Source organism: Coprococcus sp. AM11-30B (assembly GCF_027674365.1).
Lineage (GTDB): Bacteria > Bacillota > Clostridia > Lachnospirales > Lachnospiraceae > Allocoprococcus > Allocoprococcus comes.
In genome coordinates this window covers 1-25919 of sequence record NZ_JAQDVB010000019.1, presented here as the reverse complement: position 1 = coordinate 25919, position 25919 = coordinate 1, and the positions used below count along the sequence as shown (strand labels likewise).

The 25919-nt window shown below is 43.7% G+C and carries 21 protein-coding genes, 1 other RNA gene and 1 other annotated feature; of the genes, 5 read left to right on the top strand and 17 right to left on the bottom strand.

What is annotated here, in order from left to right:
- Positions 1–87 precede the first annotated feature (87 nt).
- Positions 88–774: an ABC transporter ATP-binding protein gene (locus tag PGU50_RS12920; RefSeq protein ID WP_270202818.1), complete on the bottom strand. Its 687-nt coding sequence runs from the start codon at positions 772–774 to the stop codon at positions 88–90.
- A 218-nt stretch (positions 775–992) separates the two neighbouring features.
- Here PGU50_RS12920 and PGU50_RS12915 point away from each other — a divergent pair, with 218 nt between their 5' ends.
- On the top strand, positions 993–2147 hold the full coding sequence (locus PGU50_RS12915; protein WP_270247135.1) for a double-cubane-cluster-containing anaerobic reductase: 1155 nt from the start codon (positions 993–995) through the stop codon (positions 2145–2147).
- Positions 2148–2211: 64 nt separating this feature from the next.
- Here the strand turns inward: PGU50_RS12915 and PGU50_RS12910 are convergent, their stop codons facing one another.
- The 7 genes from PGU50_RS12910 to PGU50_RS12880 form a co-directional block, all read right to left on the bottom strand.
- Positions 2212–3603, bottom strand: coding sequence for a peptide MFS transporter (locus PGU50_RS12910; RefSeq protein WP_270247133.1), 1392 nt, complete (start codon positions 3601–3603; stop codon positions 2212–2214).
- A 229-nt stretch (positions 3604–3832) separates the two neighbouring features.
- Positions 3833–4522: a GntR family transcriptional regulator gene (locus PGU50_RS12905; protein ID WP_270202820.1), complete on the bottom strand. Its 690-nt coding sequence runs from the start codon at positions 4520–4522 to the stop codon at positions 3833–3835.
- Between the two features lie 206 nt (positions 4523–4728).
- The gene (locus PGU50_RS12900; protein ID WP_270247132.1) at positions 4729–6045 is read right to left on the bottom strand and encodes a M18 family aminopeptidase; all 1317 of its coding nucleotides are present in this window, start codon (positions 6043–6045) and stop codon (positions 4729–4731) included.
- A 26-nt stretch (positions 6046–6071) separates the two neighbouring features.
- The gene (locus tag PGU50_RS12895) at positions 6072–7508 is read right to left on the bottom strand and encodes an APC family permease (RefSeq protein WP_270202822.1); all 1437 of its coding nucleotides are present in this window, start codon (positions 7506–7508) and stop codon (positions 6072–6074) included.
- Positions 7509–7563: 55 nt separating this feature from the next.
- Entirely contained in the window at positions 7564–8781 is a 1218-nt protein-coding gene (pepT, locus tag PGU50_RS12890) for a peptidase T (protein WP_055157951.1), read from the bottom strand.
- A 129-nt stretch (positions 8782–8910) separates the two neighbouring features.
- A complete protein-coding gene (gene yfcE, locus PGU50_RS12885) occupies positions 8911–9456 on the bottom strand; it encodes a phosphodiesterase (protein ID WP_117834413.1) in 546 nt (181 codons plus the stop codon).
- Between the two features lie 142 nt (positions 9457–9598).
- Positions 9599–11836 (bottom strand): excinuclease ABC subunit UvrA, encoded by a 2238-nt coding sequence (locus PGU50_RS12880; RefSeq protein WP_270247131.1) that lies wholly within the window; start codon positions 11834–11836, stop codon positions 9599–9601.
- 164 nt (positions 11837–12000) lie between these two features.
- Between PGU50_RS12880 and PGU50_RS12875 the strand changes: the two genes are divergently transcribed.
- The 4 genes from PGU50_RS12875 to PGU50_RS12860 all read left to right on the top strand — a co-directional run bounded on the left by PGU50_RS12875 (position 12001) and on the right by PGU50_RS12860 (position 15771).
- Entirely contained in the window at positions 12001–12822 is an 822-nt protein-coding gene (locus PGU50_RS12875) for a transporter substrate-binding domain-containing protein (protein WP_182420263.1), read from the top strand.
- A gap of 21 nt (positions 12823–12843) precedes the next feature.
- Positions 12844–13530 carry an amino acid ABC transporter permease gene (locus PGU50_RS12870; protein ID WP_117555754.1) on the top strand — a complete coding sequence of 229 codons (687 nt, stop codon included), beginning with the start codon at positions 12844–12846 and terminating at the stop codon, positions 13528–13530.
- Between the two features lie 15 nt (positions 13531–13545).
- On the top strand, positions 13546–14331 hold the full coding sequence (locus tag PGU50_RS12865) for an amino acid ABC transporter ATP-binding protein (RefSeq protein ID WP_117834421.1): 786 nt from the start codon (positions 13546–13548) through the stop codon (positions 14329–14331).
- A 93-nt stretch (positions 14332–14424) separates the two neighbouring features.
- The gene (locus tag PGU50_RS12860; RefSeq protein WP_117834423.1) at positions 14425–15771 is read left to right on the top strand and encodes an MATE family efflux transporter; all 1347 of its coding nucleotides are present in this window, start codon (positions 14425–14427) and stop codon (positions 15769–15771) included.
- A 149-nt stretch (positions 15772–15920) separates the two neighbouring features.
- Here PGU50_RS12860 and PGU50_RS12855 read toward each other — a convergent pair whose 3' ends face one another.
- From PGU50_RS12855 to moaA, 9 genes are all read right to left on the bottom strand, one after another.
- Positions 15921–16583 (bottom strand): Crp/Fnr family transcriptional regulator, encoded by a 663-nt coding sequence (locus PGU50_RS12855; RefSeq protein ID WP_008371838.1) that lies wholly within the window; start codon positions 16581–16583, stop codon positions 15921–15923.
- Between the two features lie 485 nt (positions 16584–17068).
- Entirely contained in the window at positions 17069–18094 is a 1026-nt protein-coding gene (gene queA, locus PGU50_RS12850) for a tRNA preQ1(34) S-adenosylmethionine ribosyltransferase-isomerase QueA (protein ID WP_008371840.1), read from the bottom strand.
- Positions 18095–18113: 19 nt separating this feature from the next.
- Entirely contained in the window at positions 18114–20534 is a 2421-nt protein-coding gene (gene pheT / locus PGU50_RS12845; protein WP_270247130.1) for a phenylalanine--tRNA ligase subunit beta, read from the bottom strand.
- Positions 20535–20646: 112 nt separating this feature from the next.
- Positions 20647–21666, bottom strand: a complete 1020-nt coding sequence (gene pheS, locus PGU50_RS12840) for a phenylalanine--tRNA ligase subunit alpha (protein WP_008371846.1) — start codon at positions 21664–21666, stop codon at positions 20647–20649.
- Between the two features lie 215 nt (positions 21667–21881).
- Positions 21882–22102 (bottom strand) — a binding site (T-box leader).
- Between the two features lie 124 nt (positions 22103–22226).
- The gene (locus tag PGU50_RS12835; protein WP_082421134.1) at positions 22227–23060 is read right to left on the bottom strand and encodes a YihY/virulence factor BrkB family protein; all 834 of its coding nucleotides are present in this window, start codon (positions 23058–23060) and stop codon (positions 22227–22229) included.
- Positions 23061–23175: 115 nt separating this feature from the next.
- A non-coding RNA gene (gene ssrS, locus PGU50_RS12830) (6S RNA) lies at positions 23176–23356 on the bottom strand.
- A gap of 87 nt (positions 23357–23443) precedes the next feature.
- On the bottom strand, positions 23444–23917 hold the full coding sequence (gene moaC / locus PGU50_RS12825) for a cyclic pyranopterin monophosphate synthase MoaC (protein ID WP_055246514.1): 474 nt from the start codon (positions 23915–23917) through the stop codon (positions 23444–23446).
- A gap of 14 nt (positions 23918–23931) precedes the next feature.
- Positions 23932–24867 carry an MOSC domain-containing protein gene (locus PGU50_RS12820; RefSeq protein ID WP_118198763.1) on the bottom strand — a complete coding sequence of 312 codons (936 nt, stop codon included), beginning with the start codon at positions 24865–24867 and terminating at the stop codon, positions 23932–23934.
- 8 nt (positions 24868–24875) lie between these two features.
- Positions 24876–25850: a GTP 3',8-cyclase MoaA gene (gene moaA / locus PGU50_RS12815; protein WP_118198784.1), complete on the bottom strand. Its 975-nt coding sequence runs from the start codon at positions 25848–25850 to the stop codon at positions 24876–24878.
- Between the last annotated feature and the right edge of the window lie 69 nt (positions 25851–25919).

Sequence of the window (25919 nt, the reverse complement as noted above, 5' to 3'; positions counted from 1 at the left end):
TTTATCTGGAAAGGTAAACGAAAATGTTGCATTTTAAAAGATTTTAAAAAATTAGTTGAAATCCAAAACGAACTTTAACTTTGTGCATTACCTGTTACAATAATCTTCTTCAATCCTGCCATCCAGTATCCGGATCACCCGGTGTGCCTGACTGGCAATCTCTTCATCATGTGTGATGATAATAACCGTTCTGCCTGACCTGTGCAGTTCTTTCAGGATTTCCATGATCTCCTGTGTTGACTTCGTATCCAGATTGCCGGTCGGCTCATCGGCGAGAATGATTGGCGGTTTTGCGGCAACCGCTCTTGCCACCGCAACTCTCTGCTGCTGTCCTCCGGACATTTCATTCGGCTTATGCTTCATCCGGTCTTCCAGACCGACACTTTTCAGGGCTTCCATCGCAAGTTGCTTCCTCTCATTTTTTGACACCCCGCGGTATACCAGCGGAAGCTCTACGTTTCCAACTGCATCCAGATTACTGATCAGGTTGAATCCCTGGAAAATGAAACCGATCTCTTTATTCCGCACATCTGCAAGCTGATTATCTGTCATACTCGCCACATCCTGCCCGTCCAGAACATACTTGCCGGAAGTCGGTGTATCCAGACAGCCAAGCATATTCATCAGCGTTGATTTCCCCGATCCTGAATGTCCCACAATCGCAACCAGGTCTCCTTTTTCGATATCCAGATCGATCCCGTCAAGCGCACGAACTTCATTCTCACCCGGATTGTAGATTTTCTTCATATTTTCTATATGAATCAATGCCCCCATAAATGTTCTCCTTTTCTTTTCATTCTACTTTACGTTCCTGTTTTCAATATACCTTATTTTGAATCCAATCACAATGCTATCCTCCTGGCATCATGAATTCTTAAGAATTTCCATTGAAAACATCTTTAAATTTCCTTTTTTATAAAAAATATCAATTATACATCTCGTTTAAAAACACTTATGATAAAACTATCAGTTATAAAAAAGGAGATCTGAAAATGACCAATTTAAAATTACCGGAAGATTTTGAAACCTATCCGGAAGCAAGAAAGAATGCTTTTCTGAAAATGAAAGAGCTGAAGGAGTCCGGGCGCAGAATTGTCGGAGTTTTCTGTACCTACACCCCATGGGAACTGATTGAAGCTGCAGACGCAGCTGCAGTTGTACTTTGCGGGATCGGAGATGACAATATCCCGATCGCAGAGACCAGACTGCCACAGAACCTTTGTCCTCTGATCAAGGCAAGCTACGGTGCCGCCCTCGCTGACCGTTGTCCATTCTTCTATTTTTCAGACATGGTACTCGCAGAGACAACCTGCGATGGAAAAAAGAAAATGTATGAACTGATGTCTGAGCTTAAACACTGCCATATTATGCAGCTTCCGCCAGGAAAAACAGGCCGCGGTGCGCTGGAATTCTGGAAACAGGAGGTAATCAGCGTCAAAGAAGATCTGGAGGATTTCTATCACATAAGGATCACAGATGAGCAGATCCGCAAAGCAATCCATCTTCGCAACCGGGAACGCAAGGCCGTCCTTGACTTCTTTGAGATTGGACGCTTAAAACCGACTCCGATTACCGGTTATGAGATCAATACGGTTATTTCCTCGAACGAATTCACGGTTGATCTGGAAGAAAAAATCAAATACCTGGAACACCGTACCGCTGAGCTTAAAGAGCTTTATGAAAAAGAATATAAAGGCAAACCATCCCGTCCGAGAGTTCTCATTACCGGATGTCCGACCACCGGCGTGATCGACAAAATTGTACGCCAGATTGAAGAACTCGGAGCAGATGTTGTCGGCTTTGAGAACTGTTGCGGTCCACGTGAGAAAAAAGATCCGATTGATGAGACAAAGGATCCAATCACTGCAATCGCCGAAAAATATCTTCGTGTAAACTGTTCGGTCATGAGTCCGAACCCGGGACGTCTCGAGGCGCTTGATGCCCAGATTGATGAATATCAGGTAGATGGTGTCGTTGAGGTCCTTCTGCAGGCATGTCATACCTTTGCCATTGAGTCCGATGCGATTCACACCTTTGTCACCAAAGAAAAAGGACTTCCGTATATTGCGATCAATACAGACTATTCTTCTGGTGACCAGGCACAGATCAATACAAGACTCGGGGCATTTATCGAAATGCTCGGTTAAAAGAAAATCCGGTGATCTTTCCTTCGATCACCGGACTTCTTTTTTCTCTTTTTGGCAGAATCATTTAAGCTTCTTCTTTCCCTTCAACAAGGCTGTTCAGCTTCTTGTTAGCCAGGAAGATAAGTGCTGTAAATACTAACATAATGACTGTGATTCCAACAAATACAGGGAACACATCAAATTTTTCAATAAATGCCTGTACAAACGGGCTTAACTTGTTTGCGCCAAATGTAGAAATTGCGATAACCCCCATCAAAAGTGAGAGATATTTCTTCGGCGCATACTTACTTACAAATGCATTACGCAGCGGTGAGAAACACATCTCTCCGATTGTAATAACCGTTACAAACAGGAATGGCCAGAAAACGCTTGCTTTTACAGAAACATCTGCGCCAACTCCGCGAACCAGTTCACAAACAACCATTACTCCAAACGCAAGTCCTACAAAAAGGAAGCCAAGTGCTACTTTCTTAAACATATTCATATCGCCCTGCGGACGCTCGGCAAGTTTCTTCCAGATGGCTGCCATCACACCACCAAGAACGACACACAAAAGTCCGTTCCATGTAGTAGTAACCCATGACGGCGGAATGTCAAAAGAGCCAATACTCATCTTCACATAATCAGTCATATAAATGACAAGCGCAAGATCCTGCTGATAGTAGAACAGCCAGAAGATAACAGAGAGTGCCGATACAAGAATGATCGCTATCATACGGTTTCTTTCCAATTTTGTAAGCGGCTGCTTATCGTTCTTCCCATCTTCTTTCTTTTCGTTAGACCCGATCACATTTCCATTCTCATCCGTAAGATACTTGAATGGTTTCACACCCTGTCCCTGAAGGTTTTTCCAGTTCAGCACAAACCATGCCAGACCAACGATGCACCAGATCGATGCCACAAAGAAGCACTGACGGAATCCAAGCACATCGCCTTTTTTAAATAAGTGGAGATACAAAAATCCGGTAAGCAGTGAACCTACGAAAGCCCCAACATTTACATAAGAATACTGAATGGAAAATGCAGCATCCAGAAGCTCTTTGTTTTGATATTGTCTTCCGATCAGAGCATTTAAGTTTCCTTTGAAAAGACCGGTTCCAATCGATACAAGAATGATCATCAGATTGACCATTCCCGGACCTGTTGCCTTCCAGCCTACCAGATATCCGATTGCCATGATAATATATCCCAGAGAGATCGCATATCTCGCTCCCAGCCATCTGTCAGAGATAATCCCTCCGATCAGCGGTGCCATGTAGGTGTACGCTGTCAGATTCGCTGCCATTACTGCTGCATCTGTTCGCTCAATACCAAGACCACCCTGCAAAGTTGCAGTGATCAGGAATAACAGCAAGATTGGCTTTGCTCCGTAAAATGCCAGGCGTTCAAACATAAACGTGATACAACAGGCATAAAAGCCTTTTGGATGTTTTTCATTAGTCTGTGCTTTTCCCATTACTTTTTAATTCCTTTCTGTTTTTGGCGACTGTCGACAATCGTTATTTTCTATAAGTAATATAGCATAACATCATCACTTTTTCAATACAGCTCATATCTTACACTCCTTTTTTGTTATAATTCAACAAAATACAGCAAAAAGAGATGTGGAATATTACTATCCACATCTCTTCATTATTAATATTTATCCATTTACTATGTAAACTGTAACCTTTCCTCTCTGTATCCTAGACAAGAAAATCAAATGAAAATCTGGAATCCTCTTCCGACAATCCCTGCTCTTTCAAAAGCCTTCGGATCGTTCTCATGTAATGTTCGGAAAGAACCTGACAGATCTTCTCCTTGTTCTTTTCCCTGCAGGCATCCACCAGTTCTTTATGAATCGGATACTGTCTTTCTACCACACGCTTTTTATCCGTGCTCAGGCTGAAGCCCGTAACAATATTTCCATAATTCAGCTCTTTCCATGCTTTATAGAGCCTTGTCATACCAGTCATCTCTACAAGTAGTCCATGCATCTGGTTATCATAGACAAAAACCTGGTCAAACTGCTCTTCATCCAGTTTTTTCATTTTTTCCAGCACTTCTTCCATCCGGCAAATGGTATCCTCCGGAACGTTTCCGCCCATCAGCTTCACTGCCATGGTTTCGTAATTCGCCCGCATAAGGTAAATTTCAAATGATTCTTCCAGTGTAATTTCTTTTACAGAGCATCCTGCATTTCTTACATATTCTATAAGTTCTTCATTTTCCAGCTGTCTAAGTGCCTCACGAATCGGAGCCCTGCTCGTCTTAAATTCCTTTGCCAGATCCTGTTCCACAATCTTCTGTCCCGGCTCCAGCTCCTGGTAAATGATCCTCTTCCGGATAATATCTGCAATATTTTCTCTTAGTGTTCGATATATTAATTCTGCCATTCCTTTTACCCAACCTTGTTACTCATTCTCTGCCATTTCGGTGATCTGACACCATAATTATTATAACAGGACATTTTCTTTCCTGTCTATAAAAAAATTAGAATGCACTCTGAATTTTATTTTTCTATCGTTCCTCGAAATATGCCTTCTTCCAGATTCAAAAAAACTTGCAGAGAGTTCTTCCGGAACTCCCTGCAAATACTTCTTTATACAATTTCAAACACACCATCGCCTGCTGCCTTGATATGACAGCTGTAAAATTCTTTGGATGCCTCGATCAGATAACCCGTATCCTTTACACCGGAAGTCTCATAAGCCGAATGCATTGCGAGCTGCGGAAGTCCGATATCCACGGTATTCATGGATACCTGCGCCATTGCAATATTTCCCAGTGTACTTCCACCTGCCGCATCCGAACGGTTGGCAAAAAACTGCACCGGTACACCTGCCTTTTCACAGATTGCCTTGAAAATCGCAATACTTACTGCATCACTGGTATATTTCTGACCGGCATGAGATTTGATCACGATTCCTTCGTTCATATAGTTACAGTTATTTACATCCGTCTTCTGCTGATAATTCGGGTGTACTGCATGTGCATTATCACAGCTCAGCATAAAACTTCCGGCAACTGCACGATAGAAATCTTCCTCATCCTTTCCCAGTGCCTTGTTGATTCGCCAAAGCACATCCGACAACAGTGTCGATGCTGCTCCCTGCTTGGTTCCTGATCCAACCTCTTCATTGTCAAAGCAGGCAAATACATTGATATTCTTTTCATTTTCTCCTGTTAGGAAACCATTCAGTGACGCAAACGCACACTGCAGATCATCCAGCTGTGGGCAGGATAAGAATTCATTCTCTCTTCCCCATACAGATGGCTCCATCCGGTTATACAGGAACAGATCCATACCATAAATCTTCTCTTCTTCTACGCCAAGCTCTTCTGCGATCAGTTTTTTCATCTCACCCGGTTCTTTTGCCGATCCAGCAAAAACCGGAAGCATGTCTACCTGTTTGTTGATCGCACGGCCTTCATTGACTGCGCGGTCCATATGGATTGCAAGACTTGGAATCATCAGAAGATCTCTTTCTACCTTGACCAGTCTGGTCTCCATTCCACTGTCCGTCTTTACAATTACGCGCCCTGCTACCGATAACGGACGGTCAAACCAGGTAGAGCAGATCATTCCGCCATAGCCTTCTGTATTCAGAACGGTGTATTTTTTCTTCACCTCTATCTCTGCATTCTCTTTGATCTTAAAGGTCGGTGAGTCACTGTGGGACGCAGTTACATGAAAGCTGTACTCATCCAGTTGGTTTCCGACTTTAAATGCAAGAATGCTGGAATGGTTGCGGGTCACATAATATTTTCCGCCTTTTTCTATTTTCCATTTTTCCGACTCTTTCAGCTCCTGAAATCCTTCTTTTGTAAGAATATCCCGGATTGATTTTACTGCATGGAAAGCAGTCGGCGAGTTCTTTATAAATGATGTGAGTTCTTTAATTGTCTGGTTATCCATAATGTTCCTCCTGGCATTTCAGCCCTTTATTTTCCAGATTCTTTTGCACGTTCACGTTCGGCAAGCTTCGGCATGATAATTCCAAGTGCAGTCAGCACTACCGGTGTGATCACATTCATTGCAAAGGTAAATGGATCTTTGTTATACATTCCCATTATACAACAGATCAGTGTCACAAATAAACACCATCCTCCGAAGAAGTATGCGATCTTCTGATTTTTCACAAAACGGTATTCTGCCGGAATCCGGTCATATGCCTTACGAAGCGCAATGTAAGCCACAAATACCCAGGTATAACGAAGCGGCATACATACGGAATTCAGCCTGGTAAGCTGCTGGAGAACCGCTGCTGCTCCCGGAAGGAAGGTCTGCACTACGATGATTGCCCCTGCAAGCACCAAAACCAGTTTAATACCATTGGAATACGCACCATATTTATTCTTTTTACGAAGCCCTGAAGGAATATACTGTGCCGTTTTTTCGTTATCCAGAAGCATACGCAACGGTGCATCGATACTCAGGATCAGAATTGAAAACTGTCCGATCAGGTTACAGAGTGCATAGATGATCAGGAAAGTATCTCCAATGTGATAGTACTCACCCAGTTTCTGGAATGCCCAGTAAGAACCATTTGCCGCATAAGAATTAAAAGATTCTTCACTGGCGTTAATTACCACCGGGTCAAACATTCTTCCCATCGCGATCGTTCCCAGCATTGCGCATACCAGTACCATAGCAGTCATTGCAATGATTCCTTTCGGGAAGCCTTTGCTTGGATTTTCTACTTTATTTACATAAGGCGAAATTTTTTCACATCCTCCGACTGCAAATACAAGGATTGAAAGCGATGAAAAATATCCGATATTAAAGTTCGGAATCAGATTCTTCAGGCTGAAATCAATCGTTACATAGTCTGCGCCCGGATTGATCGCCGGTGCTGCAAGCATCATGATAATATATAAAATCGACATTACAAACATACTGGTCCCGGCAAGAGAAAGCAGCTTTTTCAGCGGATTCATTCCTTTACTCGCAATGAAACATCCGATCAGGAATACCCCCAGTGTTGCCATCTGTACGCCAATCGTCGGGAATGTATCATAAGTCTCTGCGTTACGGAATACTGCCCAGCTGAGGGCTTTCAGGCTTCCGCTTCCTTTGCTGGCAATGTACGTAATATGGCATGCCCAGTAGGTCCAGCCTGCATAATAGGCTACCTTCGGACCTATTGTATCGTAAACCCATGAGTTTACACCGCCACCGCTGTTTTTAAAAGCCGATCCCAGTTCCCCAACCATCAGTGAATACGGAATAAAATACAGTACAAACATCATAACCCAGCTTAGTATTACCTGAATTCCGTTAAAATAGATGAACCCGTTCAATACATTTCCAAATCCCCATACTGTTGAAAATGCCATAAATGCCAGCGTAACCACTGTGATTTTCTTATTATCAGACATAATTTTACCTCTCTCGTATTTTCATACATTTCCTTTAATTCTATTAAATTCCCCTTTATTCTGCAAACTGTCTAATGATGTCTTTTACAATAAGGACTGCTTTATCCATTCCTTCTACTGTGATATGCTCAAATACGCCATGGAATGCATGTCCGCCCGTTCCAAGATTCGGACACGGAAGTCCTTTGAAGCTGAGTCTTGCACCGTCTGTTCCCCCACGGACCGGTGACACGATTGGTGTAATACCTGCATGCTCAATCGCTGCTTTTGCGTAATCGATCAACTGCATGCACGGTTCAATCTTTTCGCGCATGTTGTAATAAGATTCCACAATCTCAACTTCCACTTTTCCTTCGCCGTACTTTTTATTCATCTCTTCTGCGATATCACGAAGTTTCTGTGCTCTTGCGTCAAAAGATCTGCGATCGAAATCACGGATAAAATATTTCATCTTAGTCGTTGTCACATTTCCCTGCACGCTGACCAGATGATAGAATCCTTCATATCCTTCGGTTGTCTCCGGTCTTTCATTTACCGGAAGCATCTGGTGGATCTCGGTCGCAATGGTCTGTGAATTAACCATCACGTCTTTTGCTGATCCCGTATGTACGCTGACACCGTGAATGGTGATAAATGCAGTCGATGCATTGAAGTTCTCGAATTGAATCTCGCCTTCCTCATCACCGTCCAAAGTGTAAGCATAGTCAGCACCAAAACCTTCTACATCAAAATGCTTTGCTCCCCTTGCAATCTCTTCATCCGGTGTAAATCCGATGCAGATCTTTCCATGCGGAAGTCCTTCTTTGATGATCTCTTCTGCCACGGTAAGAATCTCTGCGATACCCGCCTTGTCATCTGCCCCAAGAAGTGTGGTTCCGTCAGTTGTGATCAGAGTTCTGCCCTTTAATTCTGCAAGGTACGGGAACTCATCTACTTTCAGAATATCTCCGGAACCTTTCAGGACAACGTCCTTCCCGTCATAATTCTCAATGATTTGTGGCTTTATATTTTCCCCTGATGCATCTGCCACAGTGTCCATATGCGCAACCAGACCAAGCGACGGCTTGTCTTCGCATCCAGGAGTTGCAGGGATGTGTCCATATACATATCCTTTGTCGTCCACTCTTGCATCTGCGATTCCAAGACCTTTCATCTCTTCTACAAGCATTCTTGCCAGTACCAGCTCTCTGTCTGCTGACGGGACAGTATCGCTTGTCTCATCACTGGTTGTCCATACCGGAACGTAGTTTAAAAATCTTTCGTAAGCTCTCATGTTATTAGGCTCTCCTTTGCTTTTCTTAGTTTCATTTTATTACATAAATTGTCGGATGTACATTGGCGAATGTCGACAATTTATGGGGTTTTATTTTGTTCAATATTTTCTTGTTCTTTAGTAAAATAACTACAGCATCAGTTCGTGGTAAACTTCGCCGTATAGGTTTTTCCATTTCGCGATACCGTCTTCCAGGATCATGTAACTGTGGGCGCTGTTTTCTTTTGGGATGGAAACGGAACCTGGGTTGAGGTAGAGGTTCTCATTTCCGAATGGTTCCCAGGCCGGTACGTGGGTGTGACCGTGGAGGAGAATATCTCCTGGCTGCATTGGGATTGGGGTCATGACGTTATGATGGTGTCCGTGAGTGGCGTAAATAATCCTGTTGCCGCACGGGATCACTGCATAATCTGCCATGATCGGAAAATCCAGTACCATCTGGTCTACCTCTGTGTCACAGTTTCCGCGTACACAGAATAATTTTTCTTTGACTTCATTTAACATTTTGATTACCTTTTTTGGTTCGTATTCCAGCGGAAGATCATTTCTTGGTCCATGATACAGGATGTCGCCCAGAAGTAACAGTCTGTCCGGGCATTCTTTTTTCATCGCATCCAGCATTTCCAGACAATAATATGCGGATCCATGGATATCTGATGCAATCATTAGTTTCATAGCGTTCGTCTCCTTTTCTTCTATCTTTTTGGTAAACATTTCTGTTTCTGTAAATTTTTATAATTATAAATAGGTGAATTGCGTAGCAATGGAGCAATCCGGTTACATCAGTGAGTGGCAAAATTTGCTTTTGACACTCACATCATACATATTCTGCCGTGACAGATTTCTCACTCATTTTCATCTCAGACGGTGTACCGGCAAACAGCAGTCTTCCTCCTGCATCTCCGCCTTCTGGTCCTAATTCTACCACATAATCAGCGGATTTGATAAATTCTATGTTATGTTCGATAACAAAAATGGAATTCCCTTCATCCACCATCTGGTTCAGAAGCTTTAACAGACTTCGGATATTCTTGATATGCAATCCGTTTGTCGGCTCATCAAGAATGAAAATACGGTCTTTACTTCCGAGATAGGAAGCAAACTTCATTCGCTGCAACTCTCCGCCGGATAAAGTAGAAAGTGCCTGATTCAGGTGCAGATAAGAAAGTCCTACTTTTTCCAGAGGCTCCAGCGCTTCGCTGATCTTTGTTCCCCTGAAGAATTCCCCTGCCTGTGCAACAGTCAAATCCATCACTTCCGCAATATTCTTTCTATCTACTTCGTATTGCAAAACTTCTTTTGAATACCGAAGTCCTTTACACACATCACAGGTCGTCTCGATGTCATCCATAAATGCCATATCCGATACGATCACTCCTTTTCCCTTACATGCCGGACACTTTCCTGCGCCGTTAAAAGAAAACAAAGATGCCTTCTGACCGCACCGCTTTGCAAATATTTTCCGGATTTCATCTGCGACTCCCAGATAGGTCGCCGGAGTGGATCTGAGACTTGCACCTGCAGCGCGCTGGCTTACAAACACCACATCCTCTCCCATACTGCGGTAAAAGCTTTCCATCAGAGAACTTTTTCCGGATCCGGCAACACCAGCGATCACAACCAGATTTCCTATTGGAAATTCGATGGTAATGTCCTTCAGATTGTGAAGATGGATATGCTCCATCCGCCATATTCCTTTCGCTTCCCTTGTCTTTGCTTTTAGAGAAGTAGTAAGCCGCATCTCTTCTCCGGTCGGCGTATCACTCTTTAAAAGTTCCTTATAACTGCCTTCAAATAAAACTCTTCCACCAGCCATTCCCGGTTCCGGACCCATTTCCACAATGTGATCGGCCATCTCGATCATTTTCCGGTGATGCTCCACCAGAACAACCGTATTTCCACCATCTCTCAATTTTTCCAGTGCACGGCGCATCCGCTCAATATCATGATTATGAAGCCCTGCACTCGGTTCATCCAGAATATACAACAAATCAGAAAGCGAGGAATTCAGGCATTTTGCAATCTTGCATCTCTGGATCTCTCCACCAGATAAAGTAGATAACCCTCTGTCCAGAGACAGATATCCCAGTCCGATATCTATAAGTGCAGACAGTTTGGTATGCAGTGTATCCTGAATATCTTTTGCAAGCGGATCTTCTATTTGGTCAATCCACGCACGCAGCTCGGATAATGGAAGTTTTATTACATCAGCAATATTTTTCCCGTCAATTTTGCAGGACAACACCTTCTGATTCAATCTTGCCCCATTACACTCCGGACAAACTCCATGACTGGTGATTGGATCCAATAACTCCCTGTGAAGTTTTCCTTCTTCCGAATTTAGGACACTGCGGTACATCCGATGCACAAGACCTTCGTATTTCGCAGTTTTCGGCCATCCTTCCGGTGGATTCTTAAGACGTATCTGCGGTGAATACAAAAACAGTTCCAATTCTTCTTCGGAATAGTCTTTAATCTTCTTATTCAGATCAAACAATCCACTGTTTGCATAGCGGATCCATCTCCACTGCCCCGGCTCAAATGCCACATAATGGATCACCCCGTCATCATTCAGACATTTATCAAAATCCACCAGCTTATGCACATCCAGATCTGTCACTTCTCCAAGTCCGTTACACCGCAGGCAGCATCCCTGTGGATGATTGAATGAAAAGCTGTCCGAATAACCGACAAAAGGCTGTCCCACTCTGGAAAATAAAAGCCTCAGAAGGGTATAGGTATCCGTATAAGTTCCAACCGTCGACCGCTGATTCGGCGACGGCTTTTTCTGATTGATCACAATTGCTGCCGGTAGATTCTCGATCCGTTCCACATGCGGTCTTCCGTATTTTGGAAGATACTGCTGTACAAAGCTTGGAAAAGTATCGTTTAACTCCCTGCGCGACTGCGCCGCAAGAGTATCCAGAACCAGCGAAGATTTCCCGGAACCTGATACTCCGGTAAATACTGTGATCTGATGCTTTGGTATCCGGATAGATACATTTTTCAGGTTATTCTCCGTCGCATGGTGAACAATAATCTCATTTGTTTCCATATATTTATATTCCTCTGTTCTACTCTTTCTACAGTAATTCCTGTATTTCTTATTGTATCTTTATCAAAAAAGAAAGTAAATAGCAAGTTTTGGTTGACTTTAGTGTGGTAGATTGATAATATAGTGACGTGACATTTTTTGAAAGTATATGAGGAGAGATTATTATGAAAAAAATAACAGCACTTGCACTTACTTCAGCAATGGTATTATCCCTTGCAGCATGCGGAGGTTCTTCCTCTGACACAAAAAAATCCGACAACTCAAAAAGCTCATCCGAAAGTGATATAGAATATATTCAGGATAAAGGAACTCTTGTAGTCGGAATCACAGATTTTGAGCCAATGGATTACAAAGATGATAACGATGAATGGATCGGTTTTGATGCTGATATGGCAAAAGCATTTGCAAAAAGTCTTGGCGTAGATGCCGAATTTGTAGAAATTGACTGGGACAATAAAGTCATGGAACTTGATGGAAAAACAATCGACTGTGTATGGAACGGTATGACACTTACTGATGAAGTAACCAGCGCAATGGCATGCACATCCGCTTACTGTAACAATGCGCAGGTAGTGGTCGTTCCTTCTGATAAAGCAGACAAATATCAGGACAAAGACAGTCTTAAGGATCTTTCTTTTGCAGTTGAATCCGGAAGTGCCGGAGAAAAAGCTGTAAGCGGAGAAGGATATGACTACACTGCAGTTTCTTCACAGTCTGATGCCCTGATGGAAGTTGCAGCCGGAACCTCTGATGCTGCAGTCATCGACCTTCTGATGGCCGGTGCCATGGTCGGAAAAGGTACCGGATACGAAAATCTGACTCATACCGTTGAGCTTACTACCGAAAAATATGGTGTTGGATTCCGCAAAGGTTCCGACCTTGCAGACAAACTGAACGAATTCTTCAAGACAAGCTACAATGATGGTTCTATGAAGAAATGCGCTGAAACCTATGGGGTTCAGGATGCCATCATTGAGCAGAAATAATATTTAAGGCAGGAACTTTTTATGGATCTGATTATGAAACAAATGCCGGTCGTAGTGTCCGCACTGAATGTCGGCTTTTTACAAACTTTAAAATTATTTATTGTGACGCTGGTCGGTGCCCTTCCTCTCGGACTGGTCATTGCCTTTGGTTCCATGTCTCATTTCAAACCTCTTAGCTGGCTTGCGAGACTGACCGTCTGGGTGATCCGTGGTACCCCGCTGATGATCCAGCTTCTGATCATCTACTATTTCCCCGGGCTGGTCTTACATAACCCGATCTGGGGTGGTGGTGAAGCAGGGCGTTTCCTTGCAGCAGCCGTATCTTTTATCATCAATTACGCCTGCTATTTTTCAGAAATCTACCGCGGTGGAATCCAGGGTGTTCCGGAAGGGCAGAAAGAAGCCGGTCTTGTACTTGGCATGACAAAGCATCAGATCTTTTTCAAGATCACACTCCTTCAGATGATCAAACGCATTGTACCACCGATGTCAAATGAGATCATCACCCTGGTAAAAGATACTTCTCTTGCACGTATTATCGCGCTGCAGGAGATCATCTGGGCAGGACAGGCATTTATGAAAGGCTCACATGGCATCTCCGGTGCCATCTGGCCGCTGTTCTTTACCGCTGTTTATTATCTTATTTTCAATGGTATCCTGACCGTTCTTCTCGGACGCCTTGAAAAGAAACTGGAATATTTCAGATAAGGAGAATTCATATTTATGCCAATCTTAGAAGTAGAACATATCAGTAAATCTTTTAATAAGACTCCTGTCTTAAAAGACGTTGGATTTAACCTGGAAAAAGGACAGGCTGTTTCCATCATCGGATCTTCCGGAAGTGGAAAGACAACACTTCTCCGCTGCCTGAACTTTCTGGAACATCCGGATAACGGAATTATCCGGGTAAATGGCGAAACACTTTTTGATGCCTCTGTCCCGGCAACCACTCAGGAATCCGTGATCCGTAAAAAACGACTGCATTTTGGTCTGGTGTTCCAGAACTTTAATCTGTTTCCGCAGTATACCGCTCTGGAAAATGTAATGCTTGCCAAAAAGCTTCTCGCCACAGAGCAGCCGGATTTTAAAGAAAGAAAACGTGAAATCCTGACCGCCATCGAGGTACAGGCAAAGGTTCTTCTGACACAGATGGGGTTGGATAACCGGATGGACAATTATCCGCATCAGCTTTCCGGCGGACAGTGTCAGCGCGTTGCCATTGCAAGAGCTCTTGCCCTGCAGCCGGACATCCTGTGCTTTGACGAACCGACCTCTGCACTGGATCCGGAGCTCACCGGTGAGGTACTGAAGGTCATCCGCGAGCTGGCCGATCAGAATACAACCATGATCATTGTAACACATGAAATGGCATTTGCCCGTGACGTTGCCGATCATGTGATCTTTATGGACGATGGACGCATCGTTGAACAGGGTGATCCGCGCCAGGTGTTTGAAAATCCAAGTGAAGAGAGAACAAAACAGTTTCTTTCGCGTTTTCATGAAGGATAACATGCATTTTTACCGAACCTCATTTTCATTGACTTTCCCTCTGCCGCACCTTATACTTAAAAGTAATGACTTAAGAAACGGGGGAAATATTCTATGTCAAAATCTTCTGCAAAACTGATGACAGAAGGCTCCATCTGGAAGCGTATCGTTGCTTTTGCGATCCCGCTTTTCTGGGGAAACCTTTTTCAGCAGCTATATAACACCGCCGACTCTCTGATCGTTGGAAATTTTCTTGGAAGCTCTGCGCTTGCCGCTGTCAGCTCTTCCGGTAATCTGATCTTTCTTATGGTCGGTCTTTTTAATGGAATCGCCATCGGATCCGGTGTCATCGTCGCCAAATATTACGGTGCCAGAGACATTCCGAATCTGCAAAAATCCATCCATACAACCGTTGGCTTCGGACTGATCTGCGGCGTGATCCTTACCATTGTCGGTATCATTGCCGCACCACAGATCCTGGTACTTATGGGAACACCGGAGGCGGTACTTCCAAACTCAATTACTTATTTCCGGATCTACTTTACCGGCTCACTTGCCTTTGTCATGTACAACTTCTTTGTCGGCATTCTGCAGTCCGTCGGTGACAGTACCCATCCTCTGATCTACTTAATCGTTTCTTCGGTAACGAATATCATTCTTGACCTTGTACTGATCGCAGGTCTTGGATTTGGTGTAGGTGCTGCCGCTTTTGCAACTGTCATTTCACAGTTTTTAAGTGCTATTCTCTGTATGGTACAGCTGCTTCACAGTCCGGAGGAGTTTCGGCTTCATCTGAACCGGATCAATCTGGATTCCTATATGCTCCGCCAGATCATTTCTTATGGTCTGCCAGCAGGACTCCAGAACTCGATCATTTCCCTGGCAAATGTATTCGTCCAGGCAAATATCAACCAGTTTGGGGAAATGGCGGTTGCCGGATGTGGGGCTTATATGAAGATCCAGGGATTTGGGTTCCTTCCGATCACCTGTTTTGCTCTGGCACTTACTACTTTTATCAGTCAGAATCTGGGAGCAAAAGAATATGACCGTGCTAAAAAGGGTGCTGTATTCGGTGTGATCTGCTCTCTTACGATCTCTGAGCTGATCGGTATCTGCGTGCATTTTACCGCTCCACAGCTTCTGTCTGCTTTCAGTTCCACCGCAGAGGTTATCCACTACGGAGCCATGCAGGCACACACGGACACCTTTTTCTACTTCCTGCTTGCTTTTTCACACTGTATGGCAGGAATCATGCGCGGAGCCGGTAAATCCACAGTCCCGATGTATGTCATGCTGGTATGCTGGTGTCTGATCCGCGTTACCTATATCGTAATTATTTTAAAATTCATCCCGTCCATTCAGATGATCTTCTGGGCTTACCCGATGACCTGGGCGCTCAGTTCCATTGCTTTTCTGATTTATTTCCTAAAGTCAGACTGGATACACGGACTGGAAAGATAAATTCCACAAATTTATACTTGACTCATCGTATACAAAAAACCATTACAGGATCTGATGAAATCACATCTCTCCTGCAATGGTTTTCTTTTATCCTAACCCACATACAGTTTCTCACTGCTGTATCCGTTTTATTTCCATTATTTATCCATTCATATTTCCGTTTCGTCAAGAATACGGAAATGTTTCCTGTCTACTTCGATCAGCCTATCTTTCTGCATCTTCCCAAGCTCATTTGACATCGCGGACCTGTCTACATTCAGATAATCTGCAAGCTGCTGCCGGTTGAACGGGATATCAAATTCTTTCTTCCCGTTTTCCATAGCCTGATAAGACAAATACGACAGCAGTCTTCCCCGGATCGATTTTGATGAAATATGAAAAATCCGTTTCGACAGACGGAGATTCTTCTCTGCGGAAAGCTTCAGCAGATTTTCAATTAACGTATGATGAAACACACACGAATTGGAACAGACTTTCAGTATCCTTCCCACATCAAGAAACAAAATTCTTGCCTCTTCTGCCGCAACTACATTGACCATCAGCTTCTGCCCCGGAATCGCTGCATATGTTTCTGCAAAAATCTCGCCTCTTCCGGCCCGGTCCAGAATGCTGTGATTCCCCCAGATATCATCATTCTCAATGAACACGCTGCCGGCAAGAACCACGCCCATCGAAGTAACCTCATCCCCGGCATGGTAAATGATTTCATCTTTTTTATAAGTCTTTTCTACCGGATTCAGACAGTTCAGCATCTGTCTGGCGTCCTCCTTCGTGACGCCCCGGAAAATTGCTGCCTCCTCAAATATGCCCATTTTCTGCTACTCCTCAATTCTCAATGCATTTCTGTCCGCTTTTTAACCAAATCAAAAAGCAAAACAAATTACGAATATCCACCTGACTTTATTTCCCAAAGTTATTTTTTTCGTTTCTTTCTCTGATATATTCTGCGTAGTCCATCTTCTGTCTCCTTTTGCAATCTTGTTTTTATAACCTTTTCGTCTTAGTATGTGCCCAGATTTCTCCATTACTATACCATTCATGCTTTTGGCACTTACACCATCTTACTATATTTTTGCAGAATCGGCAAATCTGTTCTGTTTATCTCAGCCGGATAAAACAACATTCTCTATAGACATTCATTCAATAAGAATTTTAAACTCAATCGTTTCCAACCTATACAAAAAACGGAGAACAAGATTTTTCAAAGTTGTACATGACTTGAACAATCTCGTTCTCCGGTTAATATCTTATGATTTCCTGTTCCCTGACATAACCTCACATTTGTCAGATTCTGCGTCTATTCTATAAACATCGCATCCCCAAAGCTGAAGAATCGATATCTCTCTTTAACTGCTTCTTCATATGCCGCAAGCACATGCTCTCTTCCGGCAAGCGCACTTACCAGCATGATCAGCGTTGACTCCGGTAAATGGAAGTTCGTGATCAGGCAGTCCAGTACCTTGAATTTATAGCCCGGATAGATGAAAATCTCTGTCCATCCACTGCACTCTTTTAACTTTCCGTTTTCATCAGCCGCAGATTCTACGGTCCGGCAGCTTGTCGTTCCGACGCAGATCACCCGGTGTCCGCTCTCTTTTGCACGGTTGATCTTTTCTGCCTCAGATGCCTCGATCCGGTAGAATTCCGAATGCATATGGTGATCCAGAATATCATCCGCTTTTACCGGACGGAAAGTTCCAAGTCCGACATGAAGCGTTACATGCGCAATCTCCACACCTTCTGCTTTGATTTCTTCCAGAAGCTCCGGTGTAAAATGCAGTCCTGCCGTCGGAGCAGCCGCAGATCCGGAATGCTTTGCATACACGGTCTGGTAACGATTCTTGTCCTCCAGCTGGTGGGTGATGTAAGGCGGAAGCGGCATCTGTCCAAGCTGATCCAGAATCTCTTCAAAAATTCCTTCGTATTCAAAATGGATCAGACGGTTTCCTTCCTCTACAACCTCCAGAACTTCCCCTTTCAGAAGACCGTCCCCGAAGCTGACTCTTGCTCCGGGTTTCATCTTCTTTCCTGGTTTTACAAGTGTTTCCCAGACATCATTTCCTTTTCGTTTTAAAAGAAGAACTTCGACTTTTCCGCCGGTTCCTTCTTTTTCACCGATCAGTCTTGCCGGGATAACCTTGGTATCATTGATCACAAGGCAGTCTCCCGGTTTGAGATAATCTTTGATCTCACGGAAAATGTGATGACTGGTTGCACCGGTTTTTTTATCAAGAACAAGCAGTCTGGAACTGGATCTGTCTTCAAGCGGATCCTGCGCGATCAGCTCTTCTGGTAAATCAAAATAAAAATCCTGTCGTTTCATTCTTTTGACCTCTTTTCGCCTACTTACGAAGCTCGATACCCATTTCCTCCAGTGCCTTTAAGATACGGTTCATAGCAGCTGAAATGTCAGCTTCTTCCAGAGTCTTATCTTTTGCACGGAATGTGATAGAGTAAGCAACAGACTTGAAGCCTGCCTTGATCTGAGCGCCTTCATAGATATCAAACAGCTTATAGCTTTCCAGATAAGCGCCACCCTTGTTCTCGATCACTTCTTCAACCTGTCCTACCAGGATGGATTTTGGCATTACCATACTGATATCACGGCTGACTGCCGGGTATTTTGCAATTCCTTCGTACTTTCTGTCAAATGTTGCAAGCTCTGTGATCTGTGGCATATCAATGACAGCAACGTATGCTCTTTCACCGATTCCATAGATATCAGCAACTTCCGGATGAACCTCACCCATGTATCCGACAACCTTTCCATCGTAAACGATGTTTGCCTGACGTCCCGGATGAAGGAAGTTCTTTCCTGCATTTGGATCATAGGTTTCTTTCTTATGAAGTCCGACTTTTTCAAAGAACTCTTCTACAACACCTTTCATACTGAAGAAGTCTCCATCTCCGTACATTCCAAGTGTAAACTGCATTCTTTCGTCCGGCAGTTCTGTCAGTGGAAGTGCCTTTGGAAGATAAATATTTCCAAGCTCGTACAGACGGACATTTTTATTTCTTCTGTTGTAGTTTGTTGCAAGAGATGTCAGCATACCATTCAGAGATGTTGTACGCATGACACTGTAATCTTCTCCAAGCGGGTTCATGATCTGGATTGCCTGACGCATCGGATCATCCTTGTCGAGGAGGAGCTTGTCAAATACCTTCGGGCTTTCAAATGAATAAGTCATTCCCTGACTGAATCCACAGAATTCTGCAATATTTCTTGCTACTTCTTCCACACGAAGCTTGAAAGAAAGCTTACCAGTTGTAGCTTCACCTGTAGGCAGTGTAGTCGGGATATTATCATATCCGTAGAATCTTGCTACTTCCTCCGCAAGATCGGCGATACGGAATAAGTCATGACGGAAGGTTGGTGCGATCACTTCTTTTGCTTCTGCATCATATTCCAGGTCGATCTTTTCAAAATATTTGATCATATCTTCTTCCGGGATGTCTGTTCCGAGAAGTGCATTGATCTTGTCGGCATCAAATGGTACACGTACAGGTTCTTTTTTCTTGCTGTATACATCAACCATTCCTCCGACAACTTCACCGGCTCCCATTTCTTCAATCAGCTGGCAGGCACGGTTGATTGCATCCTCTGCATTATTCGGATCCAGTCCCTTTTCAAATTTACCGGATGCATCGGTACGAAGTCCGACTTTCTTGCTGGATTTACGGATGTTGGTTCCATCGAAGCATGCAGCTTCAAATAACATGGTCTGTACATTGTCAGTGATCATGGAATTTTCGCCACCCATGATTCCGGCAATACCTACCGCTTTTTCGCCATCACAGATCATCAGAACAGAATCATCCATTTCTCTTTCCTGACCATCCAGTGTTACGAATTTTTCTCCTTTATGGGCATTGCGGACGATGATCTGATGACCTGCGATAGTATCCAGATCATAAGCATGCATTGGCTGTCCGTATTCTTCCATTACATAGTTTGTGATATCAACAAGGTTGTTGATCGGACGGATTCCTACGGAAGAAAGTCTTCTCTGCATCCATTTCGGTGAAGGTCCGATCTTGATATTTTTTACGACTCTTGCACAGTAACGTGGGCAAAGGTCTGTATTTTCTACTTTTACTTTGATGTAATCATTGACATCTTCATCATTTCCGGTTGATGTTACAACCGGTGGCTTGAATTCTTTGTGGAATGTAGCTGCAACTTCTCTTGCGATACCAACCACGCTGAAGCAGTCTACACGGTTGGAGGTGATCTCGTATTCAAATACGACATCATCCAGTCCGAGTGCCTTTACTGCACTTTCTCCGACAACTGCGTCATCATCAAAAATGTAGATTCCATATTCCGGTGCTTCCGGATACATATTTCTGTCTGAACCAAGTTCTTCGATCGAACACATCATTCCGTAGCTATCGACTCCACGGAGTTTTCCTTTTTTGATCTTGATTCCGCCTTCTACTCTCTGCCCAGGCTCATGTCCGCCCGCAACGCGTCCGCCATCCAGAACAACCGGTACCTTGTCTCCTTCTTTTACGTTCGGAGCACCTGTAACAATCTGCACCGTCTCTGTTCCTACATTTACCTGGCAGATGATCAGTTTATCTGCATCCGGATGTTTTTCAATTTTCTCAATCTGTCCTACTACGATCTTGTCCAGATCAGCATCCAGCTTTGTAAAACCTTCTACTTTTGTTCCGGAAAGAGTCATTGCATCTGTATATTCCTGCGCTGTTACGTCAAGATCCGGAACATACGCTTTAATCCATGATAATGAAGTATCCATTTTATATCTCCTTCTGATTTGTTTATATATTTCTCTTATTCAGTCTCCAAAATCCAGCATCTTTCGATGCTGCCACAGCTCTTCGCACTGCTCTCTGATTTTGTCGTGCTCACTAGAACTGTTTCAGGAATCTGATATCGTTCTCGTAGAGGAGGCGCATGTCGTCGATCTCGTATTTGAGAAGGGCGATCCTTTCAAGTCCTACTCCGAATGCAAATCCAGTGTATTCTTCCGGATCGATTCCGCACATTTCGAGTACGTGTGGGTGAACCATACCACAGCCGAGGATTTCAATCCATCCTGATCCTTTACAGAAACGGCAGCCTTTTCCGCCACACTTGAAGCATGATACGTCTACTTCTGCACTTGGCTCTGTGAATGGGAAATGATGCGGACGGAATTTTGTCTTGGTATCCGGTCCGAAAAGTTCTTTTGCAAATACTTCCAGAGTTCCCTTTAAGTCAGCAAAGGAAATATTTTTATCGATTACCAGTCCTTCGATCTGATGGAAGGATGGTGAATGGGTTGCATCCACTTCGTCAGAACGGAATACTCGTCCCGGTGCGATCATACGGATCGGGAGCTTGCCCTGTTCCATCACACGTGCCTGAACCGGTGATGTCTGGGTACGAAGCACGATGTCTTTGTTGATATAGAATGTATCCTGTTCATCTTTTGCCGGATGATCTGCAGGAATATTCAGTTTTTCAAAGTTGTAAAGGTCATATTCTACTTCCGGTCCTTCCACAACTTCGTATCCCATACCGATGAAGATACGCTCTACTTCTTCCAGAGCGATCGTATTCGGATGACGATGACCTACTGTATTTTTCTTGGAAGGAAGTGTTACGTCAATAACTTCCTGTTTTAATTTTTCTTCACGGATTGCAGCATCCATTTTCTTCTTTGTCTCATCAAGAAGTTCTTCGATAGCAGCTCTTGTCTCATTCACAAGCTGTCCTACCTTCGGACGTTCTTCCGGAGCTACATCTTTCATTCCTTTTAATACGGCTGTCAGTTCTCCTTTTTTACCAAGGAATTTGACACGTACATCATTTAATTTCTCCGGTACATCAGAAGCCTGGATCTGCTTAATGGCTTCCTGTTTGATGCTCTCAAGTCTTTCTTTCATGATATCCTCCTTAAAACTTGTTTTGGCTATTCATTTGCGACTATAACAGGAAATAAAATTTCCTGTGGAAGAAAAAAGAATGTGCCTTGGCACATTCTGGCACCTGCGGCGATCGCTTGTGACATCTTCCTTATACGCCGCAGTGCACATCCTCGCGGAGCGTTTTTATATATTAGGAAAGAACACTTTCCTAATATATAAAAAAATCGCCCCTAAAAAGGGACGAGATAAATCGCGGTACCACCCTGTTTCCTGCTATTTGAATAACAGGCACTCGGACTGCGTAACGTGCAGGGACGTCGTTTTCTACTTTATTTTCAAAAACGCAGCTCACGTGGGAAATTCGTTTCCTGCCTGAACCGGGGAGAACTTACAGCCGGGGATTCTCCTTCTCTGTCGGAAAACAGTTCACTACTTACACGGTCATTGCTTTTATTATATGTCATATACTTAATTATTGTAACATATGATTTTTTTATGTCAAGCGGTTTTATCTGATAGATTCACCGTTTATCTACGCAAAATCATATTCCGGAACCTGGATGCTGCTTTTTGCAGAACTAATCCTTTTCCAGGATATCCCGCTTTGCATCTACCCAGATACAGTTAATAAGCCCTCCCAGCAGCATCACATACATACAAAAATACAGCCACAGCATCACAAGAATGATCGCCGTCATACTTCCGTACAGACCGGAAAATCCTTTGAAGATTGTCAGATACATTGAAAAAACAAACGAGATCACCAGCCATCCCAGAGAACAGAAAATAGATCCCAGAATCAAATCCCGGAACGGAAGCTTTCGGTTCGGCAAAAAGTGATATACCAGAAGCGAAATTCCAGTCATAACAACAAATGAAATCACTGTTCTCAAACGCATGATCATATCCGTCGTCTCCGCAAGAAACGGAATTTTGTGATATATAAAAATACTGATATTATTACCAAACACAGAAAGTACCAGAGCCATCACAATTGCTGCAATGAACAGGATCGTATAGATGGATGCCCGGATTCTTAAAAATACATAATTTCGTGTCTCACGAAGCTCATATGCACAGTTCAGTCCTGTACTAACCGCAAGTACTCCTTTACCTGCTGACCACAGTGCTACAATCGCAGTGATCGGAATGACCGTCTTCGACTGGTTATATACTTCATTTACAATGCCAACCATAAAATCCTGCATATTTGTCTCCGGAAACAAATTTACCACTGCAGTCATAACATCTGCTTTTGTCACCGGAGTATATTGTATGATAGCAAGAAGCAGCAAAATAATCGGGATCATACTCAGCACAAAAAAATAAGCAGACTGGGCCGCGTATGCTCCCACATGCTTTTGTGACACCTGCCCTGTAATTTCCCGAATCTTGTTTATCGTTTTCATCATATAATAACTCCATTTATCTTATCGGCAGTTTCATTTTTCAAAATAGTTTATCACATTTTCACTTCTTTGAAAACCCAAAAAAACAGTTGCTCTCGCAACTGTCCTTTATCTTTTGTAGTCCCCCGAAATGCCGTTTTCCGTTTTTTGACTCCTAGCACTCCGCTAGGTGGGCGACCGCATCTGCTTTTCTGCCTTCCCCTGCGCAATGAGGGCCTGACATATTACAGAGATATAAGAATCCCGTTTAAAGTATTGTAGGTTCAAAAATACGGAAGTCTCGAACATTCCAGGTTTTCTAAAGCCTATTATAGACCATCAGCCGTGTTTTTTCAACTGTTAATCGTTGAAGATATTTACTTTTTTTACCAGAAATTAAAATACGTTTAACGTACCCATTTCCCGCTTTTTCCACCGGACTTTTCAAGCAGATGGATTTCTCTGATCTCCATTCCCCGGTCAACCGCCTTGCACATATCATAGATTGTAAGAAGAGCGGTATTTACCCCAGTCAGTGCTTCCATTTCCACACCGGTCCTGCCAGTACATGCCGTGTGGCAGATTGCCCGGATCCCATGCTCTTCTTCCAGATATTCAAAATCAATCTCGACTTTGGTAAGGTTTAACAGATGGCACAGCGGAATCAGTTCTGCTGTCTTTTTTGCACCCATGATCCCGGCAATTCTTGCTACGCCAAGAACATCTCCTTTTTTCATGCTGCCTTCCTTTACTTTCTGAAAGCATTCTTCCGACATGCGGATCACCCCGGATGCAAGTGCTTCTCTTTTTGTCTCAGCCTTTTCCCCCACATCTACCATCACTGCATTACCATCTTCGTTAAAATGTGTAAATCCACTCATGATTTTTAACCTCTTTATTTTCTGGCACATTCGCCTTCTGTTCCCCGGAGGATTCCAAGCCCATGTCCAAGTTCAGGAAGCAGAAACTCCAGTGCTTCCTGTACTGCTTTGGGACTTCCCGGGAGATTGATGATCAGCGTTTTTTTTCGGATACCTGATACAGCTCTGCTGAACATAGCACGCTTTGTGATCGTCATCGAATAATTCCGGATTGCCTCTGCTATTCCGTTTGCCATCCGGTCACAGACATTTACCGTCGCCTCCGGTGTCCGGTCCCGCTCGGAGAATCCTGTTCCTCCGGTTGTGAAGATCACATTAAGCTGTCTCTGATCAGCCAGTCTGATCAGCTCTTTTTCCAGTTTTTTCTGCTCATCCGGTAATAAAATCGTTTCTTTAATATCATATCCGGCATCTTTCAACATTTCGACAATCATGGGTCCGCTTTTGTCTTCTCGTTCTCCGGCAGCCCCTTTATCACTTAAAGTAATAACTGCCGCTGAAAATGGACGGTCACTTTTCACCTGTTCCATGACAACTTCATCTCCTACCTTGATATGACCTCCGGTGACGACTTCTGCAAAAACGCCCTCTCTTGGCATAATGCAGTCACCCATTCTCTTATAAATCTGACAATGACTGTGGCATTCTTTTCCAATCTGTGTCATCTCAAGTACCACATCTCCGATATGAAATCTTGTTCCAACCGGAAGCATGCGAAAATCAAATCCCTCCACGATCAAATTTTCACCAAATGCACCATACGCAACTTCTGCCCCTTTTGCACGAAATTCCTGAATCTTTTCATCGGAAAGCAGACTGATCTGACGATGCCATTTTCCACCGTGCGCATCTCCTTCAATCCCCCAGTCCATTTTGACCATGGCTTCACGAACCTCATGTTTTTCGGTTCCTCTCTTTTCACTGATGCAGATTCCCTTCAGTCTTCCCATTTTTATGTTTATCCTCCGATCTGTGACATATTTTTCTGTTCTGTAATAAAATTCTGCTCCTCAAAATGATGCATCTTCGGTTTTCCACGGATCGCCTGTTCGAGACATTTCCGGATTTCTTCTTCCGATCCGTGTCTTGCTGCCTCAAAAACGGAGATAGTATCTGCATAGCACAGACACGCTTTTAACTTTCCGGTTGATGTCATCCGGATCCGGTTACATCTGTCACAGAATTTTCCATGCAATGCACTGATCAGACCGATTTTCCCCTGAAAACCAGGCAGTTGATAATACACAGCAGGTCCGTTCCCAAACCGTCCCTCTAACGGATAAAACTCTCCTTCTATTCCATAAGCTTCTTTCAGTTTTCCAAGCACCCAGGCACCGGAAATGCCATTCTCTGCTCTTCCCTGTCCAATCGGCATCAATTCAATAAAACGGACATCCAGCTTGTTCTTTTTCGCCAACTCTGCCAGACTTTTCCATTCCTCATCATTGACTCCTTTTTGCAGGACCGTGTTGATCTTTACCCGGATCTCGCTTTTTTCTGCCATGAAAATGGATTTTCTGACTTTTTCCAGTTCATCTGCCCCGGTAATCTCCTGATATTTTTCCGGAATCAGTGTATCCAGACTGATATTCACCGCATCCAGCCCCGCTGCAAGAAGATCTTCCAGATTCTCACCCAGAAGAACCCCATTTGTCGTCATTGTTACTTCTTCTGTGCCCGGAATCTGCCGGATCATCCGGATCAGATCTGCGCATCCTTTTCTGACCAGAGGCTCCCCTCCGGTAATCTTAAACCTGGTAATCCCGATCCGGACAGCCTCCCTGCAGATTCGTTCAATCTCCTCATAAGTCAGGATTTCTGACATAGGAATCCACTTTGCGCCATCCGGCATGCAGTACCTGCATCGCAGATTACAGCGGTCTGTGATTGAAATTCTCATATATTCAATTGTTCGTCCATAAGAATCTCTCACAGCCTTTTCCATCCTTTCTACTACAATATATTTATGGTTAATATCCCTTACAGCCAGTAAGGAATTATC